The sequence below is a fragment of the Janthinobacterium sp. RA13 genome (assembly GCF_000745325.1).
Classification (GTDB): domain Bacteria; phylum Pseudomonadota; class Gammaproteobacteria; order Burkholderiales; family Burkholderiaceae_D; genus Janthinobacterium; species Janthinobacterium rivuli.
On sequence record NZ_JQNP01000001.1, the window covers coordinates 1,520,563 to 1,545,890 of the forward strand.

At 64.3% G+C, this 25,328-nt stretch carries 19 protein-coding genes; 7 read left to right on the top strand and 12 right to left on the bottom strand.

Features of this window, described 5'->3' with window-relative positions; all coding sequences use genetic code 11:
• Positions 1–193 precede the first annotated feature (193 nt).
• Positions 194–2,956, bottom strand: a complete 2,763-nt coding sequence (locus tag FG13_RS06555) for a bifunctional diguanylate cyclase/phosphodiesterase (RefSeq protein WP_051958655.1) — start codon at positions 2,954–2,956, stop codon at positions 194–196.
• 157 nt (positions 2,957–3,113) lie between these two features.
• Here FG13_RS06555 and FG13_RS06560 point away from each other — a divergent pair, with 157 nt between their 5' ends.
• Positions 3,114–4,088, top strand: coding sequence for a thymidylate synthase (locus tag FG13_RS06560; RefSeq protein ID WP_035819510.1), 975 nt, complete (start codon positions 3,114–3,116; stop codon positions 4,086–4,088).
• Positions 4,088–5,131: an SMI1/KNR4 family protein gene (locus FG13_RS28790; protein ID WP_051958656.1), complete on the top strand. Its 1,044-nt coding sequence runs from the start codon at positions 4,088–4,090 to the stop codon at positions 5,129–5,131. The genes FG13_RS06560 and FG13_RS28790 overlap by 1 nt, the downstream gene beginning before the upstream one ends.
• Here FG13_RS28790 and FG13_RS06570 read toward each other — a convergent pair.
• The 4 genes from FG13_RS06570 to FG13_RS06585 all read right to left on the bottom strand — a co-directional run bounded on the left by FG13_RS06570 (position 5,128) and on the right by FG13_RS06585 (position 10,992).
• The gene (locus tag FG13_RS06570; protein WP_035819512.1) at positions 5,128–7,395 is read right to left on the bottom strand and encodes an outer membrane beta-barrel family protein; all 2,268 of its coding nucleotides are present in this window, start codon (positions 7,393–7,395) and stop codon (positions 5,128–5,130) included. The genes FG13_RS28790 and FG13_RS06570 overlap by 4 nt on opposite strands.
• Before the next feature lie 197 nt (positions 7,396–7,592).
• A complete protein-coding gene (locus tag FG13_RS06575) occupies positions 7,593–8,936 on the bottom strand; it encodes a VWA domain-containing protein (protein ID WP_035819514.1) in 1,344 nt (447 codons plus the stop codon).
• Between the two features lie 9 nt (positions 8,937–8,945).
• Positions 8,946–10,205: a TerD family protein gene (locus FG13_RS06580; protein ID WP_035819517.1), complete on the bottom strand. Its 1,260-nt coding sequence runs from the start codon at positions 10,203–10,205 to the stop codon at positions 8,946–8,948.
• 211 nt (positions 10,206–10,416) lie between these two features.
• Positions 10,417–10,992, bottom strand: a complete 576-nt coding sequence (locus FG13_RS06585) for a TerD family protein (RefSeq protein WP_034784423.1) — start codon at positions 10,990–10,992, stop codon at positions 10,417–10,419.
• Positions 10,993–11,230: 238 nt separating this feature from the next.
• Here FG13_RS06585 and FG13_RS06590 point away from each other — a divergent pair, with 238 nt between their 5' ends.
• The 5 genes from FG13_RS06590 to FG13_RS06610 all read left to right on the top strand — a co-directional run bounded on the left by FG13_RS06590 (position 11,231) and on the right by FG13_RS06610 (position 17,740).
• Entirely contained in the window at positions 11,231–12,016 is a 786-nt protein-coding gene (locus tag FG13_RS06590; RefSeq protein WP_235211679.1) for an alpha/beta fold hydrolase, read from the top strand.
• The gene (locus tag FG13_RS06595) at positions 12,013–12,498 is read left to right on the top strand and encodes a dihydrofolate reductase (RefSeq protein ID WP_035819519.1); all 486 of its coding nucleotides are present in this window, start codon (positions 12,013–12,015) and stop codon (positions 12,496–12,498) included. Before FG13_RS06590 ends, FG13_RS06595 begins: the two co-directional genes overlap by 4 nt.
• Positions 12,499–12,737: 239 nt before the next feature.
• Positions 12,738–15,002, top strand: a complete 2,265-nt coding sequence (locus FG13_RS06600; protein WP_035819521.1) for an arginine/lysine/ornithine decarboxylase — start codon at positions 12,738–12,740, stop codon at positions 15,000–15,002.
• Between the two features lie 156 nt (positions 15,003–15,158).
• The gene (locus FG13_RS06605; protein ID WP_235211680.1) at positions 15,159–16,532 is read left to right on the top strand and encodes a sigma-54-dependent transcriptional regulator; all 1,374 of its coding nucleotides are present in this window, start codon (positions 15,159–15,161) and stop codon (positions 16,530–16,532) included.
• 35 nt (positions 16,533–16,567) lie between these two features.
• The gene (locus tag FG13_RS06610; RefSeq protein ID WP_051958658.1) at positions 16,568–17,740 is read left to right on the top strand and encodes an acyltransferase family protein; all 1,173 of its coding nucleotides are present in this window, start codon (positions 16,568–16,570) and stop codon (positions 17,738–17,740) included.
• Here FG13_RS06610 and FG13_RS06615 read toward each other — a convergent pair.
• Genes FG13_RS06615 through FG13_RS06645 form a run of 7 tightly spaced genes read right to left on the bottom strand, consistent with a single transcriptional unit; the run spans position 17,697 to position 25,293 of the window.
• On the bottom strand, positions 17,697–18,425 hold the full coding sequence (locus tag FG13_RS06615; RefSeq protein ID WP_035819525.1) for an amidohydrolase family protein: 729 nt from the start codon (positions 18,423–18,425) through the stop codon (positions 17,697–17,699). The genes FG13_RS06610 and FG13_RS06615 overlap by 44 nt on opposite strands.
• Before the next feature lie 9 nt (positions 18,426–18,434).
• Positions 18,435–19,085 carry a hypothetical protein gene (locus FG13_RS28795; RefSeq protein ID WP_051958660.1) on the bottom strand — a complete coding sequence of 217 codons (651 nt, stop codon included), beginning with the start codon at positions 19,083–19,085 and terminating at the stop codon, positions 18,435–18,437.
• A 33-nt stretch (positions 19,086–19,118) separates the two neighbouring features.
• Positions 19,119–19,994 (bottom strand): GIY-YIG nuclease family protein, encoded by an 876-nt coding sequence (locus FG13_RS06625; protein ID WP_035819527.1) that lies wholly within the window; start codon positions 19,992–19,994, stop codon positions 19,119–19,121.
• Positions 19,978–21,006 carry an aminotransferase class I/II-fold pyridoxal phosphate-dependent enzyme gene (locus FG13_RS06630; RefSeq protein ID WP_051958662.1) on the bottom strand — a complete coding sequence of 343 codons (1,029 nt, stop codon included), beginning with the start codon at positions 21,004–21,006 and terminating at the stop codon, positions 19,978–19,980. Before FG13_RS06630 ends, FG13_RS06625 begins: the two co-directional genes overlap by 17 nt.
• A 19-nt stretch (positions 21,007–21,025) precedes the next feature.
• Entirely contained in the window at positions 21,026–23,188 is a 2,163-nt protein-coding gene (locus tag FG13_RS06635; RefSeq protein ID WP_051958663.1) for a hypothetical protein, read from the bottom strand.
• A gap of 10 nt (positions 23,189–23,198) precedes the next feature.
• Positions 23,199–24,554 (bottom strand): hypothetical protein, encoded by a 1,356-nt coding sequence (locus FG13_RS06640; RefSeq protein ID WP_035819529.1) that lies wholly within the window; start codon positions 24,552–24,554, stop codon positions 23,199–23,201.
• A 4-nt stretch (positions 24,555–24,558) separates the two neighbouring features.
• Positions 24,559–25,293 (bottom strand): hypothetical protein, encoded by a 735-nt coding sequence (locus FG13_RS06645; protein WP_051958665.1) that lies wholly within the window; start codon positions 25,291–25,293, stop codon positions 24,559–24,561.
• Between the last annotated feature and the right edge of the window lie 35 nt (positions 25,294–25,328).

Genomic DNA, 25,328 nt, shown 5'->3' on the forward strand with positions numbered 1-25,328 from the left:
GTCTCTCTTTATTATATGAAGGTCTTCGGCACACTATCGCGGGCATCCCAAACTGCCCCGTCTTGCACTTTTCTTGCCGCCGTGAACTCCAATTCACTGACGGCATGAGCGAAGCATATAATATTTTTTAGAAAAAAGCGAACGTTCGCTCTTTTTATGAAACAGCGTTGTTTTTCTCGTCCATCACGCCGTTCTAGAGTGCCAGCGCAGGGACTGGCAGCGGTATCAGAAAGCGCTGATGCATCAGCGACAGCATCTGTTCGGCGGGCACGGGACGCGAGATGAAATAGCCCTGCACCTCGTTGCATTGCAGGGCGCGCAGGATGTCGAGCTGCTCGCGCGTCTCCACCCCTTCGGCCACCACGCTCATGCCCAGCGCATGCGCCATCGACAGGATAGCGCGCACGAACACCTCGCCCTGCTCCGAGCGGCCCAGCTCCATGGTGAAGGCGCGGTCGATCTTCAAGCCATCCATGGCGAACTTCTGCAGCTGCGACAGCGACGAGTATCCGGTGCCGAAATCGTCGACCAGCAGGCGCACGCCCAGCGCGCGGATGGCCGACAGCTGCTCCACGGCGCGGTTCTGTTCATCCATCATGGCCGATTCCGTGATTTCCACCTCGATCAGGCGCGCATCGATGCGGTGGCGCGTCAGGGCGGACGCCAGCACCTGGTGCACGTCGCCGCGGCCGAACTGGCGCGCCGACACGTTGATGGACACGGGCACCAGTTCCAGCCCGCTGGCCTGCCAGCGCGCCATCTGCAGGCACACCTTTTCGATGACGACTTCGCCCAGCTGCGAAATCAGGCCGCTGCTCTCGGCCACGGGAATGAATTCCAGCGGCGGCACCATGCCGTGCTGCGGATGCTGCCAGCGCACGAGCGCCTCCATGCTGCACAGCTGCCCGCTCATGGCGTCGACGCGCGGCTGGTAGACGACAAGAAACTGGTCCTGCTCCAGCGCCGCCACCAGGCTTTGCTCGAGTTCGCGGCGGTTGCGGATGGTTTCAAACAATTCCGGCTGGAAAAAGCGGTGATGGCCCTTGCCCGCCACTTTCACGGCATACATGGCGATGTCGGCGTTTTTGAGCAGCACATCCGTCTCGGCGCCATCGCGCGGATACAGGCTGATGCCGATCGAGGCGCCCATCTTGTGGCGTTCGCTGCCCAGGTAAAACGGTTCGTCGAAGGCGATGGCGATGCGCTGCGCCACCTGCTCGGCGCGGCTGTCGTCTTCCACCGGGTCGAGCACGACGACGAATTCGTCGCCGCCCAGGCGCACCACGTGGTCGCCCGGCCGCAGCACGGCCTTCAGGCGCAAGGACGCGGCGCGCAGCACCTTGTCGCCCTCGGCGTGGCCCTGCGTATCGTTGATATCCTTGAAGCCGTCCAGGTCGATGAACAGCAGCGCCAGCATGTGCCGCGCAATGGCGGCGCGGCCCAGGGCGCCGGGCAGGAATTGCTGCAGCCAATAGCGGTTGGGCAAGCCCGTCAAGCCATCCTCATTGGCCAGGCGGCGCAAGTCGCGCTCGTGCTCCTTGGCCGTGCTGATGTCTTGCAGGGTGACGGCCAGGCGGTCGCCGCTGCGCACCACGCGCCGGCGTATCCAGCGCAGCTTGAAGGGGTTGCCTTCCGGCAGTTCGATCTCTTCCTCGGAAAAACCGGAAACCATGGCGGCCCGGTAATTATGGATCAGGTCGCGGAAATACGGCTCATGGGCGCGCGACTGCAGGCGCATGCCCAGCAGCTGTTCGCGGCGCACGCCAAAGTAGCCGGCGCCCGGCTCGTTGCAGTCGACCATCTCGAAATCGAGGATGCTGCCATCCGTGCCGCGCAGGGCGGCAATGATGTAAAAACCGTCGCTCGTGCCTTCGGTGGCCATGCGGTAGGCATTGCGCACGCCTTCGGACTGGTGGTGGCGCCACGCCAGGCGCAGCGACAGCATGGTGGCAACGGCGGTAAAGGCCAGCAGCAGCACGGTGACTGCCAGGGCGATGCCGAGATAAATCGTGCGCGTTTCCTCGTAGGGATGCAGCATTTCGCCATCCGACAGTCCGACCACGGCCGTAAACGGATAGGCTTTCAGCGCCTGCCAGCCCACATAGCGATTTTGCTTGTCAGAAAAAGCGATCCTGCCGCCGGAATGCATGGCGCCGCTCTCCGTTTCCAGAAAGCTGGTGTCGAGGAATGGCGTGCCCTGGCCGCGCCGGGTCGGCAGCACGCGCGCGCCGAGGCGCGTGCTGAACAGCTCGCCCTCTTCGCCCACCATGGCCGACATGCCGAACTTGCCAAAACTGACGCTATTGTAGAATTCGGAAAAATAGCTGGAATGAATGGAAATGAGCAGCACGCCGTCGAAATTGCCATCCTCGTCTTCCAGCCGGCGCGTGAAATGCACGAGGCTTGCGTCGGCGCCGGGGACCGTGGCTGCATCGTCCGCATTGACGGCGCTGGCCCTTCCCAGCGCGATGCGCAGCGCGCTGGAATTGCTGCGCCAGTGGCGCAACAAAAAATCGCTGCGCTCGTTGACGCGCAGGCGCTGCAGCGGCGCCGTGGCCGTCACCGGGTGGCCCTTGCGGTCGAGGATGGCGACGATGGCAAATTGCGGCAAGGCATACATGCCCTGCATCTTCAATTGATCGAGACGCAAGTGGCCGCGCGAGTTTTCCCACTCATACTTGAGCTGCAAGGTCAGCTGGTCCATCTGCTCCAGGGTGCGCAGCAGATACTGGCCATATGCTTTCGACAACGAGGACACGCCGTCGAGCGCCTGCTGCTGCGCCACCTTCTTTTCCGCCTCCAGCTGCAGCAAGGTGGCCGTCCACAGTACCGCGCACAGGACCAGCCCCAGCAAGGGCCAGGCCAGGATCAGGCGCAGGTTGGCTTTGAGAAAATCGGCCCTGCTCATCTCCACCACGGCGGCGTTGTTATTATTTACAAATTGTCGCAAGAACATGGTGCAGCATCTGCCGTTTCTGTGTATTTCTTTAAGGACACACAAATTACCACAGAGTCATGTTTGCAGGTAAGACAGCAGCGTAATTATGTGCGTGGGCCGCGGCCCGCCTGTCGCGCCTGCGTTACAATCACCATCCTTACCGTTGGAGAAATACATGCAGAAATATCAAGATTTGATCAAGACCGTGCTCGAAACGGGCAGCTGGCAAGACAACCGCACGGGCATCCGCACCCTGAGCGTGCCGGGCGCCATGATGCGTTTCGACTTGGCCAATGGCAATTTCCCTGCCGTGACGACCAAGAAACTGGCTTTCAAATCCGTGATCGGCGAATTGTGCGCCTTCCTGCGCGCCTCGCGCAACGCGGCCGAGTTCCGCGCGCTGGGCTGTAAAGTCTGGGACCAGAACGCGAATGAAAATGCGCAATGGCTGGCCAACCCCTACCGCGAAGGCGAGGATGACCTCGGTCCCGTGTACGGCGTGCAATGGCGCCAGTGGCCCGCCTATAAACTGCTGGCCGCCGACCAGCCCGCGCAAATTGCCGACGCGCAAGCGAACGGTTTTACCTTGATCGCCCCCATCGTCGAAGACGGCGTGCAAAAAGTGCTGCTGTACAAGGCCGTCGACCAGTTGCGCGAGTGCCTCGACACCATCATGACCAACCCGGGCAGTCGGCGCATCCTGTTCCACGGCTGGAACCCGGCCGTGCTGGACGCCGTCGCCCTGCCCGCCTGCCACTTGCTGTACCAGTTCATCCCGAACGCCAGCACGCGCGAAATCTCGCTGTGTTTATATGTGCGCAGCAACGATATCGGCCTGGGCACGCCGTTCAACATCGCCGAAGGCGCCGCCCTGCTGCACCTGGTGGCGCGCCTGACGGGCTACACGCCACGCTGGTTCACCTACTTCATCGGCGACGCGCACATCTATGAGAACCACCTCGACATGGTGGAAGAACAATTGAAGCGCACGCCGTTCCCGGCGCCGCGCTTCGTCATTTCCGACCGCGTGCCCGACTACGCTAAGACGGGCAAATACGAGCCGGAGTGGCTGGAAAAGATCGAGCCATCGGATTTCTCGCTGGAAGGCTATGAACACCACGCGCCCATCAAGGCCGCGATGGCCGTCTGATGGCAGTCACAGCACTCGCCGCCCTGCACCGCAAGCTGTTTGACGAAACGGATGGCAGCAAGTTCGCCCGGCTGAAAGAGCGGCTGATCAAAAAGCATGCCGCGGACGAGCGGCTGGCCGTGCTCGAGATCCTGATGGCGTATGCGCGCGATGGGCAACTGCTGCACTGGCGCAGTTTTTTGATGAGCGATATCGTGCATCTGGTGGAAGGCAGTCAACATGCGGCCTTTTTCACCTGGGCACTGGAGCAGCCCGCACTGGCGTACTGGGCCGTAGATGGCTTGCTGAAAAGTACAGGCGTGGACGCGTATGCGCCCCTGGTGGCGCTGGCGGCGTCGAGCGCCACCAGCCTGGAAGTGCGCGCCAAGGCGATCAAGAGCCTGGCCGTGTTCAGCCGCCAGCCGTTTGACCAGGGCTTGCCTGCCGATCCGGGCCACTGGAAGGCAGAGCAGCTGCGACTCAGCGCCGTGCTGGCCTGGCAAGCGGATGGCTACCCGGACGGCGCAGGCTACAAGGCGCCCGCCACGCATTACTCGCTGACCCAGCCGCTGTCGCGCCTGGAAAAGGCAGCCACCTTCCTGGAACGACAACTGGCGCTGCGGCGCCAGCGCGAACAGGACCTGGCGCAACCGTCGAACTGGCTGACGCTCGCCAGCGCCGAGGACATGGCCGCCATCGACGCGCACTGGGTATTGCCGGAGATATACCGCCGCTTCCTGGAATGGTATTCGCCGCTGCGCGTGCATGTCGACGGCAAGCGCTTTCCCCAGGGACTGCACCTGTACGGCGCGGCCGAGCTGGTGAAGGCCCAGCACGGCTACTCCGTCCATCCCGAGCGCCATCACGCAATCGCGGGCTGGCCGCCGAAGCTGGTGGTGATTGCCGATGCGGGCGGCGACCCGTACTGTGTGCCTCTGGAAGAAAGAAGCATCGACGGCGACTTGCCCGTGTACCGCGCCAGCCATGGCACGGGCGAATGGCGCTTTGAGCAGCATACGGACGATTTCATCGACTTCCTGCAAGAAATCGCGCTGGCGGTCTAGCCTGCTTCTCCCGGCCCGCCCGGACCGGGGCCGCCTGGTCCGCGTCCGCCTGGCGGGCCGAAGCGCGGTTCGCGCTCGCCCTCTTTCGCCGCCGACGTGGCGCCGCCGAGGCGGTACGACAGTCCCACGTAAATCATGCGTCCATCGAAGCGCCGCGTGCTCGTCTCGCGCAAGGAAGCGCTGTTGATGACGGTTTCCATCTTGTTGCTGCTGAACACATCGGTCACATTCATGACCAGGCTCAGCTGCGGCGTCACCGTGTGGCGCCAGCTGACATTCAGGGTATTGTTCGGCGAGCGGTAGCCCTGCCCCGACAGCATCTTGCCTTGCATTTGCAGGGCCAGCTGCAGCTGGTTGGCGGTGTTGAACTGGTAATTGAGGCGCGCGCGGCCGCTCAGGGCATTCGCCGTGCGCGTGCTGCGGTTGCCCAGGTCGTCCGAACTCGTTTGCTGGCTGCGCGCCAGGTTGCCGCTCGTGTTCAGGGTCAAGGATGGCGTCAGCTTGCCGCTGACGCTGAATTCCAGGCCGCTAGAATGGCTGCCTTCGCCGTTTTCCCGCGTGGTCAAGAGCACATTGTCGCTGATAAAGTAGCGGTAATCGACGATGGCGTCCGTGTCGCGGCGGTGGTAGGCGCGCAAGCTGCTTTCCAGGCCCGCGATCTTCGTTTCATAGCCGATTTCAAACGAATCCGTCTGCGTGGGTTTCAGCTGGGGATTGCCGGCCGACACATTGAACTCGTCGCGGTAGACCACGTAAGGGTTCAGGTCGCCCGCATTCGGACGGCGGATGCGGTGCGCATAGCTGAAGCGCAAGTTACTCTCGTCGCTGACCTTGTAGGTGGCAAACAGGCTGGGAATATAGTTGACGTAATTGTTGCTGGCCTCGCTGCCGCTGGTGATCTGGCGCACGTTCAAGTCCGTGTATTCGGCGCGCAAGCCAGCCAGCGCGCCCCAGCGTTCGCTCAGGCGCATCTGGTAGGAGCCGTACAGCGCTATGGTGCGCTCGTCGAGCTCGAAACGGTTGCTGCGCATGGGGTTGACGGTCTCCAGCAGGCTGCCCGGGTTGATGTCCGTATATAAGGTGTCGAAACTGCTCTTGTTGTCGGCCACCTTGTAGCCCAGCTTGGCCGTGCCGCCCGCCAGCGGACGCTCATAGTCGCCGCTGAAATCGACGATGCGGTTGCCCGTCTCGCTGTGCTGGCGCGCGCGGCTGTCGAAGGCATTGACGGGCGCCACCGCGTAGCTATTCGCGTAATCGCTGTCGCTCTCGTTGGTCGACGAGGACACGCGCAAGTCGATTTTGAGGGTTTCACCCGGCAACTCGCCCTTATGGTCGTAGCGCGCGCCCCAGCTGGTGTTGCGGCTGTCGCCATTGCGCACGGTGCTGCGCACATAGTCGCCGATGGTGCTGCCCGTGCTGTCGCCATTGATGTAGCGGTCGAGCGAGCGCTGGTCGTTGCTGCGCCCGTTATACGACACGCTGGCGGCCAGGGTGTCGTTGGCGTTCAGGTTGTAATTGACGGTGCCGTGCAAGCCCAGCGAGTCATTCAAGCCATTGTTGCTGGACCGCTGGCTGCTGGGGGCGAAAGCGCCAGTGTCGCGTTCCAGGCGTTCGCGGCTGACCTCGCCCACGGAATTGCGGCCGTCATGGCGCACATTGATGCCGCCCTGGTAGCCCCACGGGCCTTCGTTGTAGGTGCCGGACACGGCGCTGTTGTAGCGCCCCGCGATACCGGCATTCGCGTTGACGGTGGCAAAGCCGCCCGGCTTGCGGTTGCGCCGCATCACCAGGTTCAGGATCGGGCCGCCACCGGCCTCGTTGCCGAACTGGGCGCCGGGATTGTTGATCACTTCCACCGATTCGATATCGTCGGCCGCCATGGCGTTCAGGGTGGCGCCGCGCGAATCGCCCTGCAGCATGGCCGACGGCTTGCCATCGATCAATATCTGCACATTGCTGCTGCCGCGCAGGGAAACGCTGCCATCGGGGTCGACGGCCACCGACGGCACATTGTTCAAGGCATCGGCCGCCGTGCCGTTGCTGCTGCCCACGTCGGACTTGACGTCGTAGACTTGCCGGTCGATGCGGCCCGTGGGACGCTCGGCCGTCACGCTGACGGAAGGCGTAGACGCGGCGACGGGCGCCTTGGCTGGTGCGGGCTTGACGACGGTATCGCCGCTGGTAGTCGTGGTTTGGGCCTGGACGGCGGCGCCGGAGACGAGCAGGCTGCCGCCCGCCAGACAGTGAAAGAGGATTTTATGCATTTGCTTAAAAAATAATGGAGACGCTACGGATGAGGCACTGCGCCGTGGCGTGAGGACACAGGCATGGGCACAGTTCCAGCATGCCACGACTCCCTTGCGCAAAGCAAATGCGAACCATTGTTATTTACTTCAATTTACAAATCTCTTGCACTTGTGGTCATACAGCCTCATCCGATGAACTTTGCGCTACCGGCACGCTACCTGAGCAAGCCATTGCCGCGCGCCAGTTTCAGCCAGCCCGGATATTCCGTCATCAACAAGTCATACAGTTCCGCATCGCTGTGCTCGTCGGGCGAGCTGACGGAAAAGTAATTGGCATTGTCGACCAGGCGGCCCTGCAATTCGTCGAGCTTTTCCAGAAACGGGAAATCGGAATCGGCAAAGGCGGAAAGAAACTTGCTTTTCGACTTGCGTCCCTTGCCGATGCCCATGAATTGCCAGAAGATGGGCTCATTGCTGGCCCAGCGCAATTGTTTCTCTGTCGTCGCCTGGTCGCTCGTGCCGCCATCCGTGACGAACATGACGTACACGGGCAGCTCGGCCGCGACGGGGCGCGTGCGCTCGCCGCCGGCAGCGTCGGGGAAGTAAAACGCGCGTATCGCCTGCATGGCGGCGCCGTAGCGCGTGTCGCCTTCGAGCGGATGGCGCTGTATCGCCTGGCCCACGTAGGTATTGCAATTGCTCAATGCCATCGGCGCCGGATGGTGGACGTTTTTGCCGAAGAGGAAAACGTCGATCTCGCCATCGTCGTCGAACTTGCAGCCCAGGGCCAGGATGCGTTCGGCAAAGCGCTGCACCAGCCCCTCTTTATACAGCCGCCCCATGGAGCCGGAAATGTCGAGGCACAGACACACTTTGGCGCGGTGCTCCGACAGTCCCACTTTTTGCAGCGACACGCCGGCCTGCTTGACCAGGCTGACCAGTTGCGGCGCTTCCCGTTCCACGCGCTTTTCCAGGTTGATCTTCGCCTGCTGGATTGCCGACGCCGCGGCAGGGGTGGCAGCAGCGGCTGGCGCGGCCTGATCGACTTCGCCGCCGAAGTGGCGCACCAGCGCATCGAGTCCGCCATTGAAACCTTGTCCCACGGCCATGCAGCGCCAGCCGCCATCCTTGCGGTAGAGTTCAAGCAGCATGACGGCTTTTTCTTGCGCAAAATCACTGCCCGCGAAGGCGAAACGGGCCAGCTCGCGTCCTCCCGCCTGCAGCCGCACATGGCCAGCTTGCAGCTGCGACATCACGCCGCCGCCATCGATGGACGCCGTCACGACGAGGCGGTCTATGCTGGCCGGCAAGCGCGCCAGTTGCAAGGCAAACTCGGCCATGTCACCGGCGCTGCCCGCGCGCGCTTCCACGCCGCCGCACGGCGTGCGCGGCTGGTTGAAAAAGGTCATGTAGCGCTCGTCGGACAGTTTGCCGCTGGCATCGAGGCCGAAGCAGGCCACGTCGAGCGCCAGGCCCTGCGCGGCTACGCCGACCTGCAGCACGCCATCGGGAACGAGATTGGCCAGCGGCAAGCGCTGTCCCTTGGACAAGGTTTCCATCAGTGCCTCCTAGGCGATATAGCGGCGTGGATTGTCCGCATTGAAATCATCTTCATCTTCCTTGTCCTCGCCCTTGAAAACGACGGGACCGTTGAAGGCAAGTTGCAGGTTCTCGCCCTGCCAGCTCAGCCATGGCGTCGCTTCGCTGCCCGGCTCCGACGTCTTGCCCGACGGTTCCAGAATGATGCTGTCGGGCGTGATGCGCGCCATGCCGATCACATAGGTGTAGACGGTATCGTCGTCGGCCGCCTTGGACAAGCGAAAATCGAACGCGCACTCGACGATCTGCTCGCCGTATTGCATGACCATCTTCGGCCGCATGGAGGCGACGGAGACGGCGCCGTTGGCCACCGCCGAATACACGCTGAAGACGAGGCCCACCGTGCCGCCGTAATGCTGCGCCAGCGCGGGATTGACTTCCACCGTTTCCGTGGCCGGCTCCTTGCCGGATGCGCCCGCCACGTCGCCCAGGTGGCGCACGAAGGGCATGGCGCCAAAATTGCCGGGCGTATCGGGCGCCTGGATGAAGCGCATCTGGCCGTTCGGCAAGAGGATGCCGACCCGCAAATCAAGGTCGTCGTTATCGTCGTCGCCATCGCCGTTATCGACCCAGCTCGCCTTGACGGTAAGTCTGCTCGGCGCGCCCGCGCCCTTTTCCAGCGACACCTTGTGCGTCTGGCCCGCCTTGGTCAGCGAAATTTTCGACAGAGAAATCTTGGGCGGCGGCGCCGGTTCAGGTTCAGCAACCGCCTGCGCCACTACACCGCCAAAATGGGCGACCAGCGCATCGAGGCCACCGTTGAAACCTTGGCCCACGGCCATGAAGCGCCAGCTCCCGTCCTTGCGGTAGAACTCGCCCAGCATGACGGCTTTTTCCTGCGCAAAATCAGCGCCCGTATATGTGTAGCGGGCCAATTCTCTGCCGCCGTCGAGCAGGCGCAGATGGCCGCTGCCCAGCTGCGCCATGGTGGCGTCGCCATCGATGGCGGCCGTGACGACCAGGCGCTCGATGGCAGCCGGCAAACGCTCCAGCTGATAGCTGAAGCCGGCCGCATCGCCGGACGGGGCCGCGGTTTCCACGCCGCCACACGGCGTGCGCGGCTGGTTAAAGAAAGTCATGTAGCGGTCGTCGGACAGCTTGCCGGCGGCATCGAGGCCGAAACAGGCGAAGTCCAGCGGCACGGCAGCGCTGGCGAGGCCCAGTTGCACGACATTGCCCGTGACGAGGCCGGACAGCGCCAGGCGCTGCCCCTTGATCAGGTTTTCCATGGGACTATTTATTCAGATGTGAGAGCTTCGGACAACGGCTCAGGGCAAGGCGCGTCGTCCGAAGACAGTACGAATGTACATATGCGTTGAAACGCCTGACAAAACCGTAGCGAGCGGCAACGAGTTGTGGCCGAGACGCGGAGCTGTGCTTTAGCACAGTGAGCATCGGAGGCCGCAAATCGCGACGCGCAGTAGGTTTTGACAGGTGTTTTTATGCGTTGATACCAAAAGAGCGGGCCAGAGGGCCCAGGCCGCCTTTGAAGCCCTGGCCGATCGCCTTGAATTTCCATTCGCTGCCGGCGCGGTAGATTTCACCGAAGATCATGGCAGCTTCCGTCGAGCCGTCTTCCGACAGGTCGTAACGGGCGATTTCCGCGCCGTTGTCGCCGTTCAGGCAGCGGATATAGGCCTTGCCGACCATGCCGAAGTTCTGCTTGCGGTTTTCCGCGTCGTGGATGGTGACGGCCACGGCGATCTTGTCGATATCAGCCGGCACGTTAGCCAGGTCGACGGCAACTTTCTCGTCGTCGCCATCGCCGCCGCCCGTGGTGTTGTCGCCCGCGTGGACGATGGAGCCGTCAGCCGACTTCAGGTTGTTATAAAAAATGAAATCGGCATCGGAACGGGCCTTGCCATCCGTTTTCAGCAGGAAGGCGCTGCCGTCCAGGTCGAATGCGGCGCCATCGGTGGCGCGCGGGTCCCAGCCCAGGCCAATCACGATTTTCTTCAAGCCAGGAGCTTCCTTGCTCAGGTTGACATTGCCGCCTTTTTGCAAACTGATCGCCATGGTGTTTCCTCTTTATTTAATAAGGTTGGTTGCTAAGGGTTGCATTCGGTGTTTCAGGTCACGTCGCCGGCACCCCGGCTTGATGAGCCATGAGCCTACCATAAAGTGACGGCTTGCCAGCCGCGCACTATTGAAAATAATGCCATGGGGAAAATACCGGGCCGCTGCCTGGAGGCGAAAAATGGCGGATAATGCCACTCGACAAAAAATTTCACCCTCCTTGAACCCAGGCTTGTCCTTGAACAATACCAAGTTGAACAATACCAAGACACGGCTCGACTGCATTCCCGGCACCCTGTGCGACGCGCGCCTGTGGTCGCGCCTGGCGCCGGCCCTGGGCGACGCCTTCGATCTGCGGCACGTGCCTCTGCACCAGGCGCGCACGCGCCCCCAGATGCAGCAGATGATCGCCAGCCACAGCGCCCAACACGCCCATCTGGTGGGCTTTTCGCTGGGCGCCTACCTGGCGCTCGAACACGCGCTGGCGCACCCGCGGCGCGTGAAATCCCTTACTTTGATCGCCAATTCGGCCCAAGGTTTGCTGCCGGCGGAAGTCGACGCGCGCCAGCGTATCGTCGCCATGCTCGAGCGCAATGCCTATACGGGCATCACGCGCCAGCGCCTGCGCGAACTGCTGCACCCGTCACACCTGGACGATGTCGCCATCACGGGCCTGATTCAGCAGATGGGGCTGGACCTGGGCAAGGACGTGCTGCTGGCGCAATTCATCACCACCATAGACCGCCCCGACCTGATGGCGCGCTTGCCGGAACTCGCTTTTCCCGTGCTGATCGTGGGCGCCGAAGACGACAAGCTCGTCCGTCCCGACGATCTGCGCGCCATGGCGGAGCGCCTGCCGCAAGCCACATTGCACATCCTGAAAGACGATACCGGCCACATGATTCCCTTGGAAGCACCGGGGCCGCTGGCCGACGCCATGCGTGCGCATCTGGAGGCCGCCGGCAATTTCAACGATAATGACGGGCATCGGGCTACGCCCCCACCTTTTTCACCGAACCAATGAGCCATTTGACCATCATCGTCGCCACCGACCAGCAAGGCGGCATCGGCATCGACAACACCCTGCCGTGGAAATTGCCGGAAGACCTCGCGCATTTCAAGCGTCTGACGACGGGCCACCCCATCCTCATGGGCCGCAAGACCTTCGATTCCATCGGCCGCCCACTGCCGAACCGCCGCAACATCGTCATTACGCGCAATCCCGACTGGCGCCACGAGGGCGTGGAAGCGGTGTCGTCGGTGGAAGCGGCCATCGCCCTGCTGGACGGCGCCGAAGGGTATGTCATCGGCGGCGCGGAGATCTACAAGCAGGCATTGCCCCTGACACAGCGTTTGATCATCACGGAAATCGGCCAGACCTTTGACTGCGACGCCTTTTTCCCTGCCGTGGAGAATGCTGTGTGGCAAGAAACCTCGTACGAGGCGCACGTGTCGGAGAAATCCGGCCTGCCTTACGCCTTTGTCACGCTGGAACGCAAAGCCTGATAAGGTTGAAAGTGATTAGCAGAATGTTGCTGTAATACCCCTGTCACACCCATGCGTCACGCTAGCGCAAGCTTGTGACGCTGTGGGGTGATATTTTTTTCCCGCAGAGGCCGCATTTCTGCGAGAATCCCGTTCTTATTTTTTTTCTGCGGCTGCCCGGTTGCGTTACCGCCTGGCTGTCGCGCCCTAGTCCGCCCCTCCACATAAGTCAGGGGCGGCTTGCTTTTTTGGAGACATGCATGAAATTTCGTTTCCCTATCGTCATCATTGACGAGGATTTCCGTTCTGAAAATACGTCCGGCCTGGGCATTCGCGCCCTTGCCGCCGCAATGGAAAAAGAAGGCATGGAAGTGCTGGGCGTGACCAGCTACGGCGATTTGTCGCAATTTGCCCAGCAACAATCGCGCGCGTCAGCCTTCGTGCTGTCGATCGACGATGAAGAATTCGGCGCCGGTTCCATCGAGGAAACCGATCATGCCTTGAAGTCGCTGCGCGCCTTTGTCGAGGAAATCCGCTACAAGAACGCCGACATCCCTATTTACCTGTACGGCGAAACGCGCACCTCGCGCCATATTCCGAACGATATCCTGCGCGAACTGCATGGTTTCATCCACATGTTCGAAGATACGCCGGAATTCGTCGCGCGCCACATCATCCGCGAAGCGAAATCGTATCTGGACGGCCTGTCGCCGCCGTTCTTCCGCGCGCTGGTGCACTACGCCAACGACGGTTCCTACTCGTGGCATTGCCCCGGCCACTCGGGCGGCGTGGCCTTCCTGAAGTCGCCGATCGGCCAGATGTTCCACCAGTTCTTCGGGGAAAACATGCTGCGCGCCGACGTCTGCAACGCCGTCGAGGAACTGGGCCAGCTGCTCGACCATACGGGTCCGGTCGCCGCGTCCGAGCGCAATGCGGCGCGCATCTTCAATGCCGACCATTGCTATTTCGTCACCAACGGCACCTCGACTTCGAACAAGATGGTGTGGCACTCGACCGTGGCGCCAGGCGACATCGTCGTCGTCGACCGCAACTGCCACAAGTCGATCTTGCATTCGATCATCATGTGCGGCGCCATTCCCGTGTTCCTGATGCCGACGCGCAATCACCTGGGCATCATCGGCCCTATCCCGCTGCATGAATTCACGCCGGAAAGCATTGCCCGCAAGATCGAGGCAAATCCGTTCGCGCGCGAAGCGAAGAACAAGAAGCCGCGCATCCTGACCATCACGCAATCGACCTACGATGGCGTGATCTACAACGTGGAAACCCTGCGCGAGATGCTGGATGGCAAGATCGACACCCTGCACTTCGACGAAGCGTGGCTGCCGCACGCCACTTTCCACGATTTCTACAAGAATATGCACGCCATCGGCAAGGACCGTCCGCGCGCCAAGGAATCGATGATCTTCTCGACCCAGTCCACGCACAAATTGCTGGCCGGCCTGTCGCAGGCCTCGCAAATCCTCGTGCGCGAATCGGACACGGTCAAGCTGGACCAGGACGCCTTCAACGAGGCTTACCTGATGCACACGTCGACGTCGCCGCAGTATTCCATCATCGCCTCGTGCGACGTGGCCGCGGCCATGATGGAAGCGCCGGGCGGCACGGCCCTGGTGGAAGAATCGATCATGGAGGCGCTCGATTTCCGCCGCGCCATGAAGAAGATCGACCAGGAATGGGGCCAGGACTGGTGGTTCCAGGTGTGGGGTCCGGCCAGCTTCAACGACGAAGGCATGGGCCAGCAGGAAGACTGGATGATACGCGCCGAGGATGACTGGCACGGCTTCGGCGACCTGGCTCCCGGCTTCAACATGCTCGACCCGATCAAGGCGACCATCGTCAACCCGGGCCTGTCGCTGGACGGCCAGTTCGGCGACACGGGCATCCCCGCGTCCATCGTCACCAAATACCTGGCCGAGCACGGCGTCATCATTGAAAAGTGCGGCCTGTACTCGTTCTTCATCATGTTTACCATCGGCATCACCAAAGGCCGCTGGAATACCCTGCTGACGGCCTTGCAACAGTTCAAGGACGACTACGACAAGAACCAGCCGATGTGGCGCATCCTGCCGGAATTTGCGGCAGCCAACCCACGCTACGAAAAAATGGGCTTGCGCGACCTGTGCCAGCAGATCCACGATTTCTACAAGGCCTACGACGTCGCGCGTTTGACGACGGAAATGTATTTGTCGGACATGATCCCGGCCATGAAGCCGTCGGACGCCTTCGCCAAGATGGCGCACCGCGAAATCGAGCGCGTGGCCATCGACGAACTGGAAGGCCGCATCACGTCCATCCTGCTGACGCCGTATCCACCGGGCATCCCGCTCTTGATCCCGGGCGAACGCTTCAACAAGACCATCGTCGACTACCTGCGCTTCGCACGCGACTTCAACGAGCGCTTCCCCGGCTTCGAGACGGATGTGCATGGTCTGGTGAAACGCGAAGTCGATGGCAAGCGCGGATATTTTGTTGATTGCGTGAAATTGGACGAGAACGTCTAAAGACGTTGACGTTCGTTGAACTTCATTAATGGCGCCGCCTGATGCAAATCAGGCGGCGTTTTTCATTTGGCCTACCGCGCACGCTTGCGCCAGATCAAACGGCTGGGGTGTCGGGCTTCTAAGATGGGCCACTCGTGCCCTCGTGATGGCTGGCATATGGCGCTCAAGGTCTGGCTGGAAATTATGCAGCAGGCGGCGGCTGGTAGTGGCGCCTTGCTGATAACGGCCTTGAAGCAGGCTCAGGTAACTGTAGCCCGGCGGCACGATGGCGGCGAGGACGGTGCGGGCATCGTGCTGTTTGCCGAGGCCGATAGCGCGCTGCTGCAGGCGCTGCCGGCGCTGTGCGGCCATGCGCGCGTGCTGGCCATTGCCGTCTGCGGCCATCCCCCGAGCTGCGCGCAGCAGCGCGCCCTGATGGCCGCGGGCGCCCTCGATGTGCTGCTGTGGCCTGGCGGCGCCATCGATACGGGCCAGGTGCTGGCGCGCCTGCAGCGCTGGCAAGCCGTGGCGCAGTTGCTGGCGTCCGGCGCCGTGCGCCAGCAGCTGGTGGGCGACAGCGCGGCCTGGACCGCCTTGCTGCACCAGGTGGTGGAAATGGCCGCCTTCAGCCAGGCACCGATGCTGATCACGGGCGAAACGGGCACGGGCAAGGATTTACTGGCGCAACTGGTTCACCGTCTCGGCAACTGCAGGGGCGACTTCACCATTCTCGACTGCACCACCCTGTCGCCGGAACTGGCCGGCAGCGAACTGTTCGGCCACGAACGGGGCGCGTTTACAGGCGCGGCGGCGGCGCGCGACGGCGCGTTTGCCCTGGCCGACGGCGGCGTGCTGTTCCTCGACGAAGTGGGCGAACTGCAACTGCCCCTGCAGGCGCAGCTGCTGCGCGCCATCCAGGAGCGCAAATACAAGCGCGTGGGCGGCAATACCTGGCAACCGACGCAATTTCGGCTCGTCTGCGCCACCAACCGCGAACTGGAAGACGAGGTGGCGCGCGGCGCCTTCCGCGCCGACCTGTATTACCGCATCGCCGGCTGGCGCTGCCAGACGCCACCCCTGCGCGAGCGCCAGGACGACATCCTGCCGCTGGCCCGGCATTTCCTCGCCGAACTGGCGCAACGGCCGCCGCCCGCGCTGGACGCCGCTGTGAAGGAATACCTGCTGCTGCGCGACTATCCGGGCAATGTGCGCGAACTGCGCCAGACCGTCACGCGCATCTGGCACCGCCATTGCGGCCCCGGCCCCATCACCATCGGCGCCCTGCCGCCCGAAGAACGGCTGCTGGCGCCGCCCTGGCCCGACCAGCACTTCGAGGCGGCCGTGCGGCGAGCCCTGGCGCAGGACTGCAAGCTGTCGCACATCACGCGCTGCGCCACCGATGTGGCCATCCGCCTCGTGCTGGCCGAGGAAGGCGGCAACAACCAGCGCGCCGCCGCCCGCCTGGGCGTGAGCGACCGCGCGCTGCAGATACGCCGCAAGGCGGCCAGCTGCGCAGCGCAGCTGGCACCGCCTGATGTTGTGCCGCCATAAGACCGGCAGTCGCCAGACGGCTATAGTCGGCCCATATGTCCAGCCCAGCCTGCCATCGCCTGTCCACCTGTTTCGAGCTGTCGCGCCCCGGCGCGGCGCCGCAGCTGCGCGCCATGGAAGGCTTGCGCGGCCTGGCCGTGCTGCTGGTGTTTCTCGTCCACTATGTCAGCCTGGAAGCGCCGTGGCGCGGCGACGGCAGCGCCGTCACGCCGCTGGCGACGGCCCTGCACAGCATGGGTAATGCGGGGGTCGACCTGTTTTTTGTGCTCAGCGGCTATCTGATCTATGGCTCGCTGATGTGCCGCCAACAAGCGCTGCTGCCCTACCTGCGCCGCCGCGCGCGCCGCATCTATCCCGTCTACAGCTGTGTCTTCGTCCTGTACCTGCTGCTGTCGTGGGCCCTGCCGTCGGAAAGCAGGATACCGGCGGCATGGCCGCAGGCAGTCGCTTACCTGACCAGCAATTTCCTGTTGCTCAGCGGCTTCACGGCGGCGCCACCGTTCATCAGCGTGGCCTGGTCGCTCAGCTACGAAATGCTGTACTACCTGCTGATCCCCCTGCTCATCCTGGTCTTCGATTTGCGCCGGCGCAGCCGCAGCTGGCGCGGCGGCTTCTTCGCCATGCTGACCTTGCTGGCAGGCGGCCTCTTCGCCATCTTCGGCGGACCCGCCCGTTTGCTGCTGTTTATCGCCGGCATCCTTGTCCATGAAGCGCTGGCGGCGCCCGCCTGGCGCGCGCCGCCACCCGCACTGGCCGCCTGCGCCGTGCCGTGCGCGCTGGGTTGTTTGTTGCTGCCGCTGGCACTGCTGCTGAAACTGGCATTGCTGGCGTGTGCCTTTTTCCTGCTTTGCCTGTGCTGCTTCCAGGCGCGCGCCAACTGGCTGGCGCGCCTGTTTTGCTGGACGCCCTTGCGCTGGCTCGGCAATATCAGCTATTCCTACTATCTGATCCACGGCCTGGCGCTGAAGGGCGCCTTCCTGGCACTGGCCCTGCTCCATCCGCCGCAGGCGCATGGTCTGGCCTTCTTTTTACTGTTGATGCCGCTCATGCTGGCTCTCAGCCTGCCACCGGCAATGACACTGTTCCTGCTCGTCGAGCGGCCGCTGTCATTGTCGCCATTGCAGGCGTCCGTGCCTGCGATGGCGACAGCGCCTGCTGCGGTGTCTAGCCCTGCCTTGCCAGCCGCAGGAAATTCTCCCCCAGGATGAGCGCGGCATCGGCTGGCGGCAAGCCCAGCAGTTCAATCTTGTGCAATTCCAGTCCTGGATGCAGCCACGGGCCGTCCGAGCCGAACAATACCTTGTGCGGCCCCGCGCGGCGCACGGCCTGCTGCAGCAAGTCGAAGCGGCGCACGCCCGAGCTGTCCGTATGGATGTTAGGGTGGCGCACCAGATGGTCGATCAGCGCCAGCTGCGCGGCCCAGTCGTCGCCAAAGCTGCCCAGGTGCGGCAGGATGAAGTTAACGTCGGGATACTGCTGCGCCAGCAATTCCGCCACGGCCACCTCGCCGGCCGGGTCGTACAGCACGGGCAAGCCGAAGAAGCGCGCCGCCTCGCACAGTTCGCCGCTGATGCGCGCGTCAAGCCGGTGCGCCTTGATGCCGACAAAGCCGTAGCGCTCGACGGCCGTGCGCACCAGGTCCTGGATGCGGCCCCGGTCGCGCCGCGCATGCACGAAGGCAAAGCCGTAAAAACGCTGTGGATCGGACGCGACCAGGCGCGCCACGCCATGGTTGGCGATGGCGTAGTCGGAGTGGAAGGCGGCGAACAGCACGCTGCGGGCGATGCCGGCCTCCCGGGCGCGGCGCAGGTAGGCTGGCAGTGGCGCATCGCTGTCCCACGGCCCGCTCAAGCCGTCGCCCGGTCCCGCATGGCAGTGGCAATCGATGATCATCGTGCCACGCTATTGCCAGTCGCCCATGACGACGATGCGGTTGCCGCGCCGGCGCCAGCGTCCGCTTTCATCTTCCTGCTGCGGCGCAGGCGAGCGGAAGTGCGGCAATTGCTGGTGCAGGGCCCGCGTCAGCGCACTTTCCACGGCGCGCGCGCTGCCGTCGCCGTCGGCCGCCAGACGCGCCGCCTGCCCCGCGATGCGCACGAAGCGGCGCGCCAGTTCCAGTTCGCGGTCGGCCGGCGCTGCGCTCTCCATTTCGAGTTCCAGCGCATTGCTGGCCGCGCGCCCCAGGGCCGACCCGAGCGCCGTGCCGACGCCCGGTATCGGTATCATCGAGCCGAGGGCGCCACCGACAAAGGGCAAGGCCGTCTTGGCCACGGCCTTCAAGGCGCCGCCCAGCGGCTTGGCCACCTTGGCAATGGTCGCGCCCACCTTCTTGACGCCCTTCCACACGCTCTTGAAGACATTGCCGAGAAACTGTTCCAGTTCCTCCTCGCTGGCCACTTCCAGCAATTCCATGGCCAGCTGCAATTCTTCCTCTTCGCTCAAGACGGCCGGCGCGCGGCCCTTGCCGGGCCAGTCCCGGCCGAATTCCAGCACTTCAAACGCGGCGCCGGCCCGCTGCCGGCATTGCGCGCATGCGCATTCGAGTTGGTGCATGATGTTCTCCTTCGCAGTCATCAAGTGCTGGTGTCAACCCCACATTTCACCGAGCACGGCCATTTCCAGTTCGCGCCGCTGGTTGGTCAGCACGCCGCGCCGGTGGGTAAACATGTCGCTGTGAATATCCTTTTCCATGCTGCGCCGCTGCGCGGCCGAGGATAGCGGCGCCACGTAGACGTCGTGCGCGCTCATGTCCATGCCCATCATCTTGCCGCACAGGTGGTGCTGTTTCAGGCGCCGCCGCAAATCATCGGTCTGGCCACTGTAAGCGCGCCGGCCATCCTTGGTGTCGAACTCGATCACATACAGGCCCGGCCCCGTGGCCTTCGCATCGTTGACGGCCTGCGGAATCGCGCCCACAGCCTGGTAGCGCAAGGCGGCCGCGCCCGGCACACGGCCCAGGGTGGACGCCAGGATGGGCGGCACTTCGCCCTGCATCTGGCCGCCGTCCTGGTCCTGGTCTGGATCCTGGTCTTGGTCCTGCGCCGGCTCCTGCTGGCCGCCGGACACGGGATACGGCGCCGTATCAATGGTGGGATAAATGGTGGGAAAAAAGGCACCATAGCCGCCCCAGCCCCGGTAGCGCGGCGCATACGGCAAGGGCGGCGGCGGATAGCGTGGCGGCCGGCGGCCCTGCCCCTGATAACGTGGCGGCGCGGGACGGCGCGGGCCCCGCAGCGGCGGCCTTGCGCGCAAGCCGCCACCGCGCATGGGCATGGCACCGCGTCCGCCGCCCGGGCGCGCACGCTCGCCTTCCCATTCACGCTCCCACTCACTCTCCCATTCACCTTCCCACTCGCCCTCTTCCTCCCCTTGCCACTCCTGCGACCACTCTTGCGACCATTCCTGCTCGCCGGCCGCTCCCGCTTGCCCCGCAAAGGGCAGCACTTCAAACGCTTCGTGCATATCGCCTCCTGATGTGATGTTCAAGCAAGTTCATCGCCTGTTCCAGTTGCCGCGGCGTCTGGTCGGCCCGCAGCAGAAAAGTCAGCGCGCCAGGACCGTCTCCCGCTTGCGCCAGCGCCAGCACGCCCGCTGCGCGCAAGGCGGGCTGCAAATGGGCGCGCCCGGGCAGGCGCTGCACGGGAAAGCTGCCACCGCGGCAAACGATGCCGGCCGCCGCCATTCCCGTCCGCCATTGCGCCACCCTGTCCGCCAGCCTGGCGCGCAGAACGTCGCCATGGCGCACATTGAGCGCCAGCGCGCGCCGCGCCGCCGCCAGCACGGCGGCCGACGGCGGACTGGCATGCACGCGCGTCTGGCTGTGCGCCGCGAAGCGCCGCAACAGCTTGCGGCTGCCGGCCAGCACGGCCAGCGGCACGCCAAATCCCTTGGCCAGCGAGGCGCCGATGATCAGCGACTCCCCTTGCAAGCCATGCAGCCGCGCCGAGCCGCCGCCCTGTGTACCCATCACGCCCAGCACCTGCGTGTCGTCCAGCAACAGATAACCGCCGCCCTGCTGCGCCAGGGCCGCATAGCCGGCCAGCGGCAAGAGCTGTTCGCTGCCGGGCACGTAGCCATCGGCCAGGATCAGGGGGCGCCGCCCTTGCCGGCCCCAGGTTTCCACCAGCCGCAGCAAGGCCGCCATCTCGCCGCTGGGAAACAATCGCAGCGGCAAGCCCAGCGCCTGCGCCCGCTCGGCGCCCCAGCGCGCGATGGCGTAGCTGCCGCCATCGACGAGGACCACCAGCCGCTCGGCAGCCAGCATGCCGAACAGGTCCCAGAACAGGTGCAGGGTCGACGGCAGCAAGCAGGCCGCCTCGCAACGTTGCAAAGCAGCCAGGTCCGCGGCCAGAGCCTGCGCTCCGGGCGGCTCCTGCAGCGCGGCCGGTTGGCCCAGGGTCAAGCTGCTCCACGGCGCCAGCGCGGCTGCCGGATGGCGCATGCCCAGGTACAGGGCACTGGTAAAGTCGAGCATGCACGCGTCCCCTCCCGCCCTAGACGCTGCGCAGCTGCTGGCTCAGGCGCTGGCGCAGCAGCACCGAGGGCATCGTCGCTTCGACCACCGGGTCGCTGCTGTCGACGGACAGGTCGACCCCGGTGGCGGCGCGGTAACCGTGGATATAGCCCTGCACTTGCGGGCGCCAGAAGCGCGCCCAGTTGAAGGCCTGCGTCGGTTCATAGATGTCGCTCCAGTTGCCATAGCGCACGGAGAGCAGCAATTGCTCGCCAAAGATGGCCAGGTTACGGAAATGCATCACGCTCGTATCCGTCCAGCCCTGCAGTTTCTTCATGGCGTCAACCCTGTCCATCCACGGTTCCGGATACGCCACCATCACGCGCGTCGGCAAGAATTCACGGAACTCGGGCCGCGCCAGCATCCATTGCTGCATCAGCATCTCGATGCGCGCCGTCGACGGCAAGTCGCCGAACTGGTTGTGCGCGCCCTGCGACAGGATCAGGTGGATTTCTTTCAAGGCATTGAGCACGGGGAAGGCGTCCGCCTTCACGGTGGTGTCGTCATCCTGCTTGTAGAACGAGGTCAGCAGGCGCAGCAAGTGGTGGAACGCTTCCAGGAATTTGGAGCGGCTATCGGCTGGCCGGAAGTGCTGCACTGCCTTGCCGTCCAGGCGCACACCGTAGTGATGGTCATACTCATAGTTCCGGCGCATCACGGTCAGCCGATGCTGTTCATCCTGCGTGTATCCCCAGAGTAAATTATTCAGCGGACGCAACATGTCGATTTCCGTGTTCGACAGGGGATCGAGATGGTTGCCCGGCGCGCGCAGATTCTGGAAGCGCTGCGCGATGGCGTTCATGGTTTGCACCAGCATGCCCTCTTCATGCCAGTAGGACCAGATCAGTTCCAGCAGGCAAGGATTGGCCAGCTTTTCCTGGATGATGCCAAAGCACAGATCGACTTCGCCTTCCTGGCCGCGCGGGATGCTGATGGGAATGTCGGGCAGCTTGCGGCGGATCACGGCCAGGTAGGGCAAGGTCTGGAAGCCATCGATGTTTTCCAGGTAATCGTTGCGCAGCACGGTTTCCAGGTCGCGTCCCTGGGGGATGTCGCGCCGGTCCAGGTAGGCGTTGTCCTCGGCCGGATTGAAGGCCAGCGGCTGGTTCAGCACGCCGCAATTGACCATCACGAACGCTTCCGTCGCCACTTTCAGCACGCGGTAAGAATCGGCATCGGAAAACGGCAGCGCGCGGCGTTGCTTGAGCTGCTGGAACACCTCGGCCTTTTTGACGAAGCGTTCCTGCTCGAAACCGCGCACATTGGCCAGGTCGCCGCAAAACAGGCTGTCCATGAAATGCAGGTAGTTGGTAAACGACATCGCCTCGGTGCTGTTGCGTATCAAGGTCCACAGCGGCAAGTCTTCCGTCGGCTCCGTTTCCGTGCGCGTCAGCGACACGCCCACATTGCCCGAGATGGGCTGCGGCTGGCGCTCTTCCGTCTCGTATTCCGCATCCACGGCCAGCATGGCGTTCGGGCTCAGCCCTTCCGGCACGGGCAAGGCGCTGCGCAATTCGGGCCGCTGCGACAGCATCATCTGCCCCATGAAACGGTGCATGCCGGCGCGCCGCACGGGGGTGGAAAAGGTATTCGCCGCGCCGCGCATGGGCACCCATGGCGCGGCGGCCAGCACCTGCACCTGGTCGCGCCCATCGGCGCTTTGATCGCCGTCAAACGAAATAGTGGCCACGGCGCGGTCGCCCACCCTGCCGAAATGGCAGTCGCTGGGCTGGCAATCGGCGGTCTCGAACACCAGGCCCACCTGGGGATTGAGCTGGGGCGTGAAGCACAGCACGGCGCTGCAACCGGCCTGCACCGTCACGCACTGGGGCGCCGTGGCGGGGAAATTGCCATACACCCCCACGTAGCTGCCCGTCGCCAGGTCGGCAAACACGGTGCGGCCGGTGTCGTCGGTCCAGCGCACGCCCACCAGCATGGCGGGATCGGCTACCCAGGTGGCGGCATTGAACAGATGGCAATCGGCATCCATGCCCCGGTACAGGCTGATGGCGGCATTGACGACCCTCACGCCGCTGTCCTGTTCGTGTACGGTGACAGCGATGCTGCCGCCGTGGTGTTTCGGACCGGCCTGGCCCGCCCCCCTGCTCTTGCCACCCATATTGCTGCTTATCTTGCTGCTCATGTCATTCTCCTCAATGGATAATCAAACGCGACGCCAGGGGCGGCAGCGGCCTGCCGGACTGGCGGCCATGCCGCACGACATCGGCGCACAGCTCCGACGTGTCCAGCGTGCTGCGCAGGGCCCAGTGGCTCAGCAAACGTCCCAGCAGCTCGCTTTCGTCTTCCGGGCTCAAGGTGCCGCTGGCGCGCGCCTGGCCCAGCACGGCGAACACCAGGGTCGGCGTCGCCTGGTACATCTGCGCCGGCGCCAGGGTCCAGCTGCGAAACAGCTGCGCCAGCATGGCCGGCTGGCGTGTGTGCACGGCCATGGCCTCGGCCAGCGAGCCGCCGCGCAAGGCTGGCGGCCGGTGCTGCACCAGCAAGCCCACGAGGGCAGCCATGCTGGCCTGCAACTGTTCCAGCAGCCGCTGCCGGGCCGGCGGCAGACCCGTCAACGGGTAGTACGACAGCCACAGCTGCTCCAGGCGGTCCCACTGCGGGTGCGGATACAGGGCCCGCCCCATGGCGCAGCTCAGGCGCACCCGCAGCCATGGCACCGGGTGGGGATCGTCGATATTGAGGCGGAAGACAAACACGCGCGGCAGGCTGACCACGCCGATCAGTCCCAGGGTGGCGGCCACGCCCACCCGCGCCAGCGACCAGAAATCGGCCACGATCTCGGATATCCACCGTTCCCACAGCTGCCATACGTGTACGGCACCGCTGCCGCCGTGCTGCATCGCTTGCAGCACGGGCCGCAAGGACGCCACCAGGTCCAGCAGCGCCGCGCCCTGGTGGCCCACCTCGTGCACCAGCGACGAGGCGATGCTGCTGCCGATCATGCGTTCGCGCGGCAGGCGGATGATGGCGACGGGATTGTCGCCGCCGCCCGGCAGGCGCGTGCGCGCACGGCGGATGGCCGCGCCCGGTCCCCGGTCCAGGTAGCAGATCACGGGCGGCGCCTGATACACATTGCCGGGCAGCGCCAGCGCATCGGCGGCAACGATGTCCAGGCCGGCCAGCCACACGCCCGTCTTGTGCTCGCTGCGCTGGGTGATGACTTCATTGAACAGGTCGAACTGGGTCAGCGCGGCATTGAACTTCAGGCGCAGGAAGGTGAAGCGGCGCTGGGCCTCGGCGGCCGTGGCCATGCTGGCGCCGTCGGCGTGCTCGCGCCGCAACCACCACTGGAACTGGGCCACCATGCGCCGCAGTTCGCGCCGGCCCTGCACCAGCTGGCTTTCGATGGCCGACTGGGCGCTGGGCATCAGGGCGGCCGCCAGCACCGTCGGCTCGATCAGCGCGAACGGTTCCAGCCGCGCCAGCCGGGTCAGCAGCGAGCGTGCCTCCTGCGCCAGCATCCAGGCAGCGTAGGCGCCGATGGCCATGATGTCAGACGCCGTACAGGACGATTTTGTGGCCCTGGCGCGCCCAGCGCCCGCTGGACTGGCGCATGCCGCCCTGGCCCTGGCCGCGTCCGCCGCCCTGCGCCATGCCGCCGCCCGCACCCGCGCCGCTGCCGTTCTGCGTGGCGACCTGGCTGCCGGGGCGCCCCAGCAGGCCGGGCGCGAACTGGCGCGCCGCCGCGCTGGCGGCCGCCTGGGCGATGGCGCGCGGGTCGCCCGCACCGCGCGCCTGCGCGGCGCGGTTGACGGTATCGGCGGCCAGGCGCACGAACTGCTTGGCGCCTTCGAATTCACGGTCCTCGTTTGACGACGCTTCCGCTTCCAGCCCCAGCGCGCCGCCGGCGGCCGAGGCCAGGCCGCTGCCGATCTTGGCGCCCAGCGGGCCGCCAAAATAGCCGCCGATGGCGCCGCCGGCCAGGGGAATGGCCTTCTTCGCCACACCCTTGAGCACGCCGCCGATGGCTTGTCCCACGGGCGACTTGATGATGCCGCCCGCCACCGACGCGGCCTTGCGCAGGAAATTGCCGAGAAACTGCTCCAGTTCGGCTTCATTGCTGACCGACAACAGTTCATTCGCCAGTTCCATCTCCTCGGTCTCGGAAAACATGGCGTTCGCGCCGCCCTCGCCGCTCCACTCGCCCTGGCCAAACTCGAACTGTTCCGCTTCAAAGCCGGACATCTCCTGCCCGTATTCCAGGGTCGTACGATCCAAGTCATGCATGATCAGCTCCTCAAAGTGATTACCTCGGTTGGGAC

What these genes read in the sequence shown, in the direction of transcription:
- FG13_RS28795 (WP_051958660.1), bottom strand. Translation starts at nt 19,085, where the DNA reads ATGCACCAACTCGAATGCGCATGCGCGCAATGCCGGCAGCGGGCCGGC.
- FG13_RS06645 (WP_051958665.1), bottom strand. Translation starts at nt 25,293, where the DNA reads ATGCATGACTTGGATCGTACGACCCTGGAATACGGGCAGGAGATGTCC.
- FG13_RS06610 (WP_051958658.1), top strand. Translation starts at nt 16,568, where the DNA reads ATGTCCAGCCCAGCCTGCCATCGCCTGTCCACCTGTTTCGAGCTGTCG.
- FG13_RS06560 (WP_035819510.1), top strand. Translation starts at nt 3,114, where the DNA reads ATGCAGAAATATCAAGATTTGATCAAGACCGTGCTCGAAACGGGCAGC.
- FG13_RS06595 (WP_035819519.1), top strand. Translation starts at nt 12,013, where the DNA reads ATGAGCCATTTGACCATCATCGTCGCCACCGACCAGCAAGGCGGCATC.
- FG13_RS06630 (WP_051958662.1), bottom strand. Translation starts at nt 21,006, where the DNA reads ATGCTCGACTTTACCAGTGCCCTGTACCTGGGCATGCGCCATCCGGCA.
- FG13_RS06600 (WP_035819521.1), top strand. Translation starts at nt 12,738, where the DNA reads ATGAAATTTCGTTTCCCTATCGTCATCATTGACGAGGATTTCCGTTCT.
- FG13_RS06605 (WP_235211680.1), top strand. Translation starts at nt 15,159, where the DNA reads ATGGCGCTCAAGGTCTGGCTGGAAATTATGCAGCAGGCGGCGGCTGGT.
- FG13_RS06585 (WP_034784423.1), bottom strand. Translation starts at nt 10,992, where the DNA reads ATGGCGATCAGTTTGCAAAAAGGCGGCAATGTCAACCTGAGCAAGGAA.
- FG13_RS06640 (WP_035819529.1), bottom strand. Translation starts at nt 24,554, where the DNA reads ATGGCCATCGGCGCCTACGCTGCCTGGATGCTGGCGCAGGAGGCACGC.
- FG13_RS06615 (WP_035819525.1), bottom strand. Translation starts at nt 18,425, where the DNA reads ATGATCATCGATTGCCACTGCCATGCGGGACCGGGCGACGGCTTGAGC.
- FG13_RS06555 (WP_051958655.1), bottom strand. Translation starts at nt 2,956, where the DNA reads ATGTTCTTGCGACAATTTGTAAATAATAACAACGCCGCCGTGGTGGAG.
- FG13_RS06580 (WP_035819517.1), bottom strand. Translation starts at nt 10,205, where the DNA reads ATGGAAAACCTGATCAAGGGGCAGCGCCTGGCGCTGTCCGGCCTCGTC.
- FG13_RS06625 (WP_035819527.1), bottom strand. Translation starts at nt 19,994, where the DNA reads ATGCACGAAGCGTTTGAAGTGCTGCCCTTTGCGGGGCAAGCGGGAGCG.
- FG13_RS06635 (WP_051958663.1), bottom strand. Translation starts at nt 23,188, where the DNA reads ATGAGCAGCAAGATAAGCAGCAATATGGGTGGCAAGAGCAGGGGGGCG.
- FG13_RS06570 (WP_035819512.1), bottom strand. Translation starts at nt 7,395, where the DNA reads ATGCATAAAATCCTCTTTCACTGTCTGGCGGGCGGCAGCCTGCTCGTC.
- FG13_RS06575 (WP_035819514.1), bottom strand. Translation starts at nt 8,936, where the DNA reads ATGGAAACCTTGTCCAAGGGACAGCGCTTGCCGCTGGCCAATCTCGTT.
- FG13_RS28790 (WP_051958656.1), top strand. Translation starts at nt 4,088, where the DNA reads ATGGCAGTCACAGCACTCGCCGCCCTGCACCGCAAGCTGTTTGACGAA.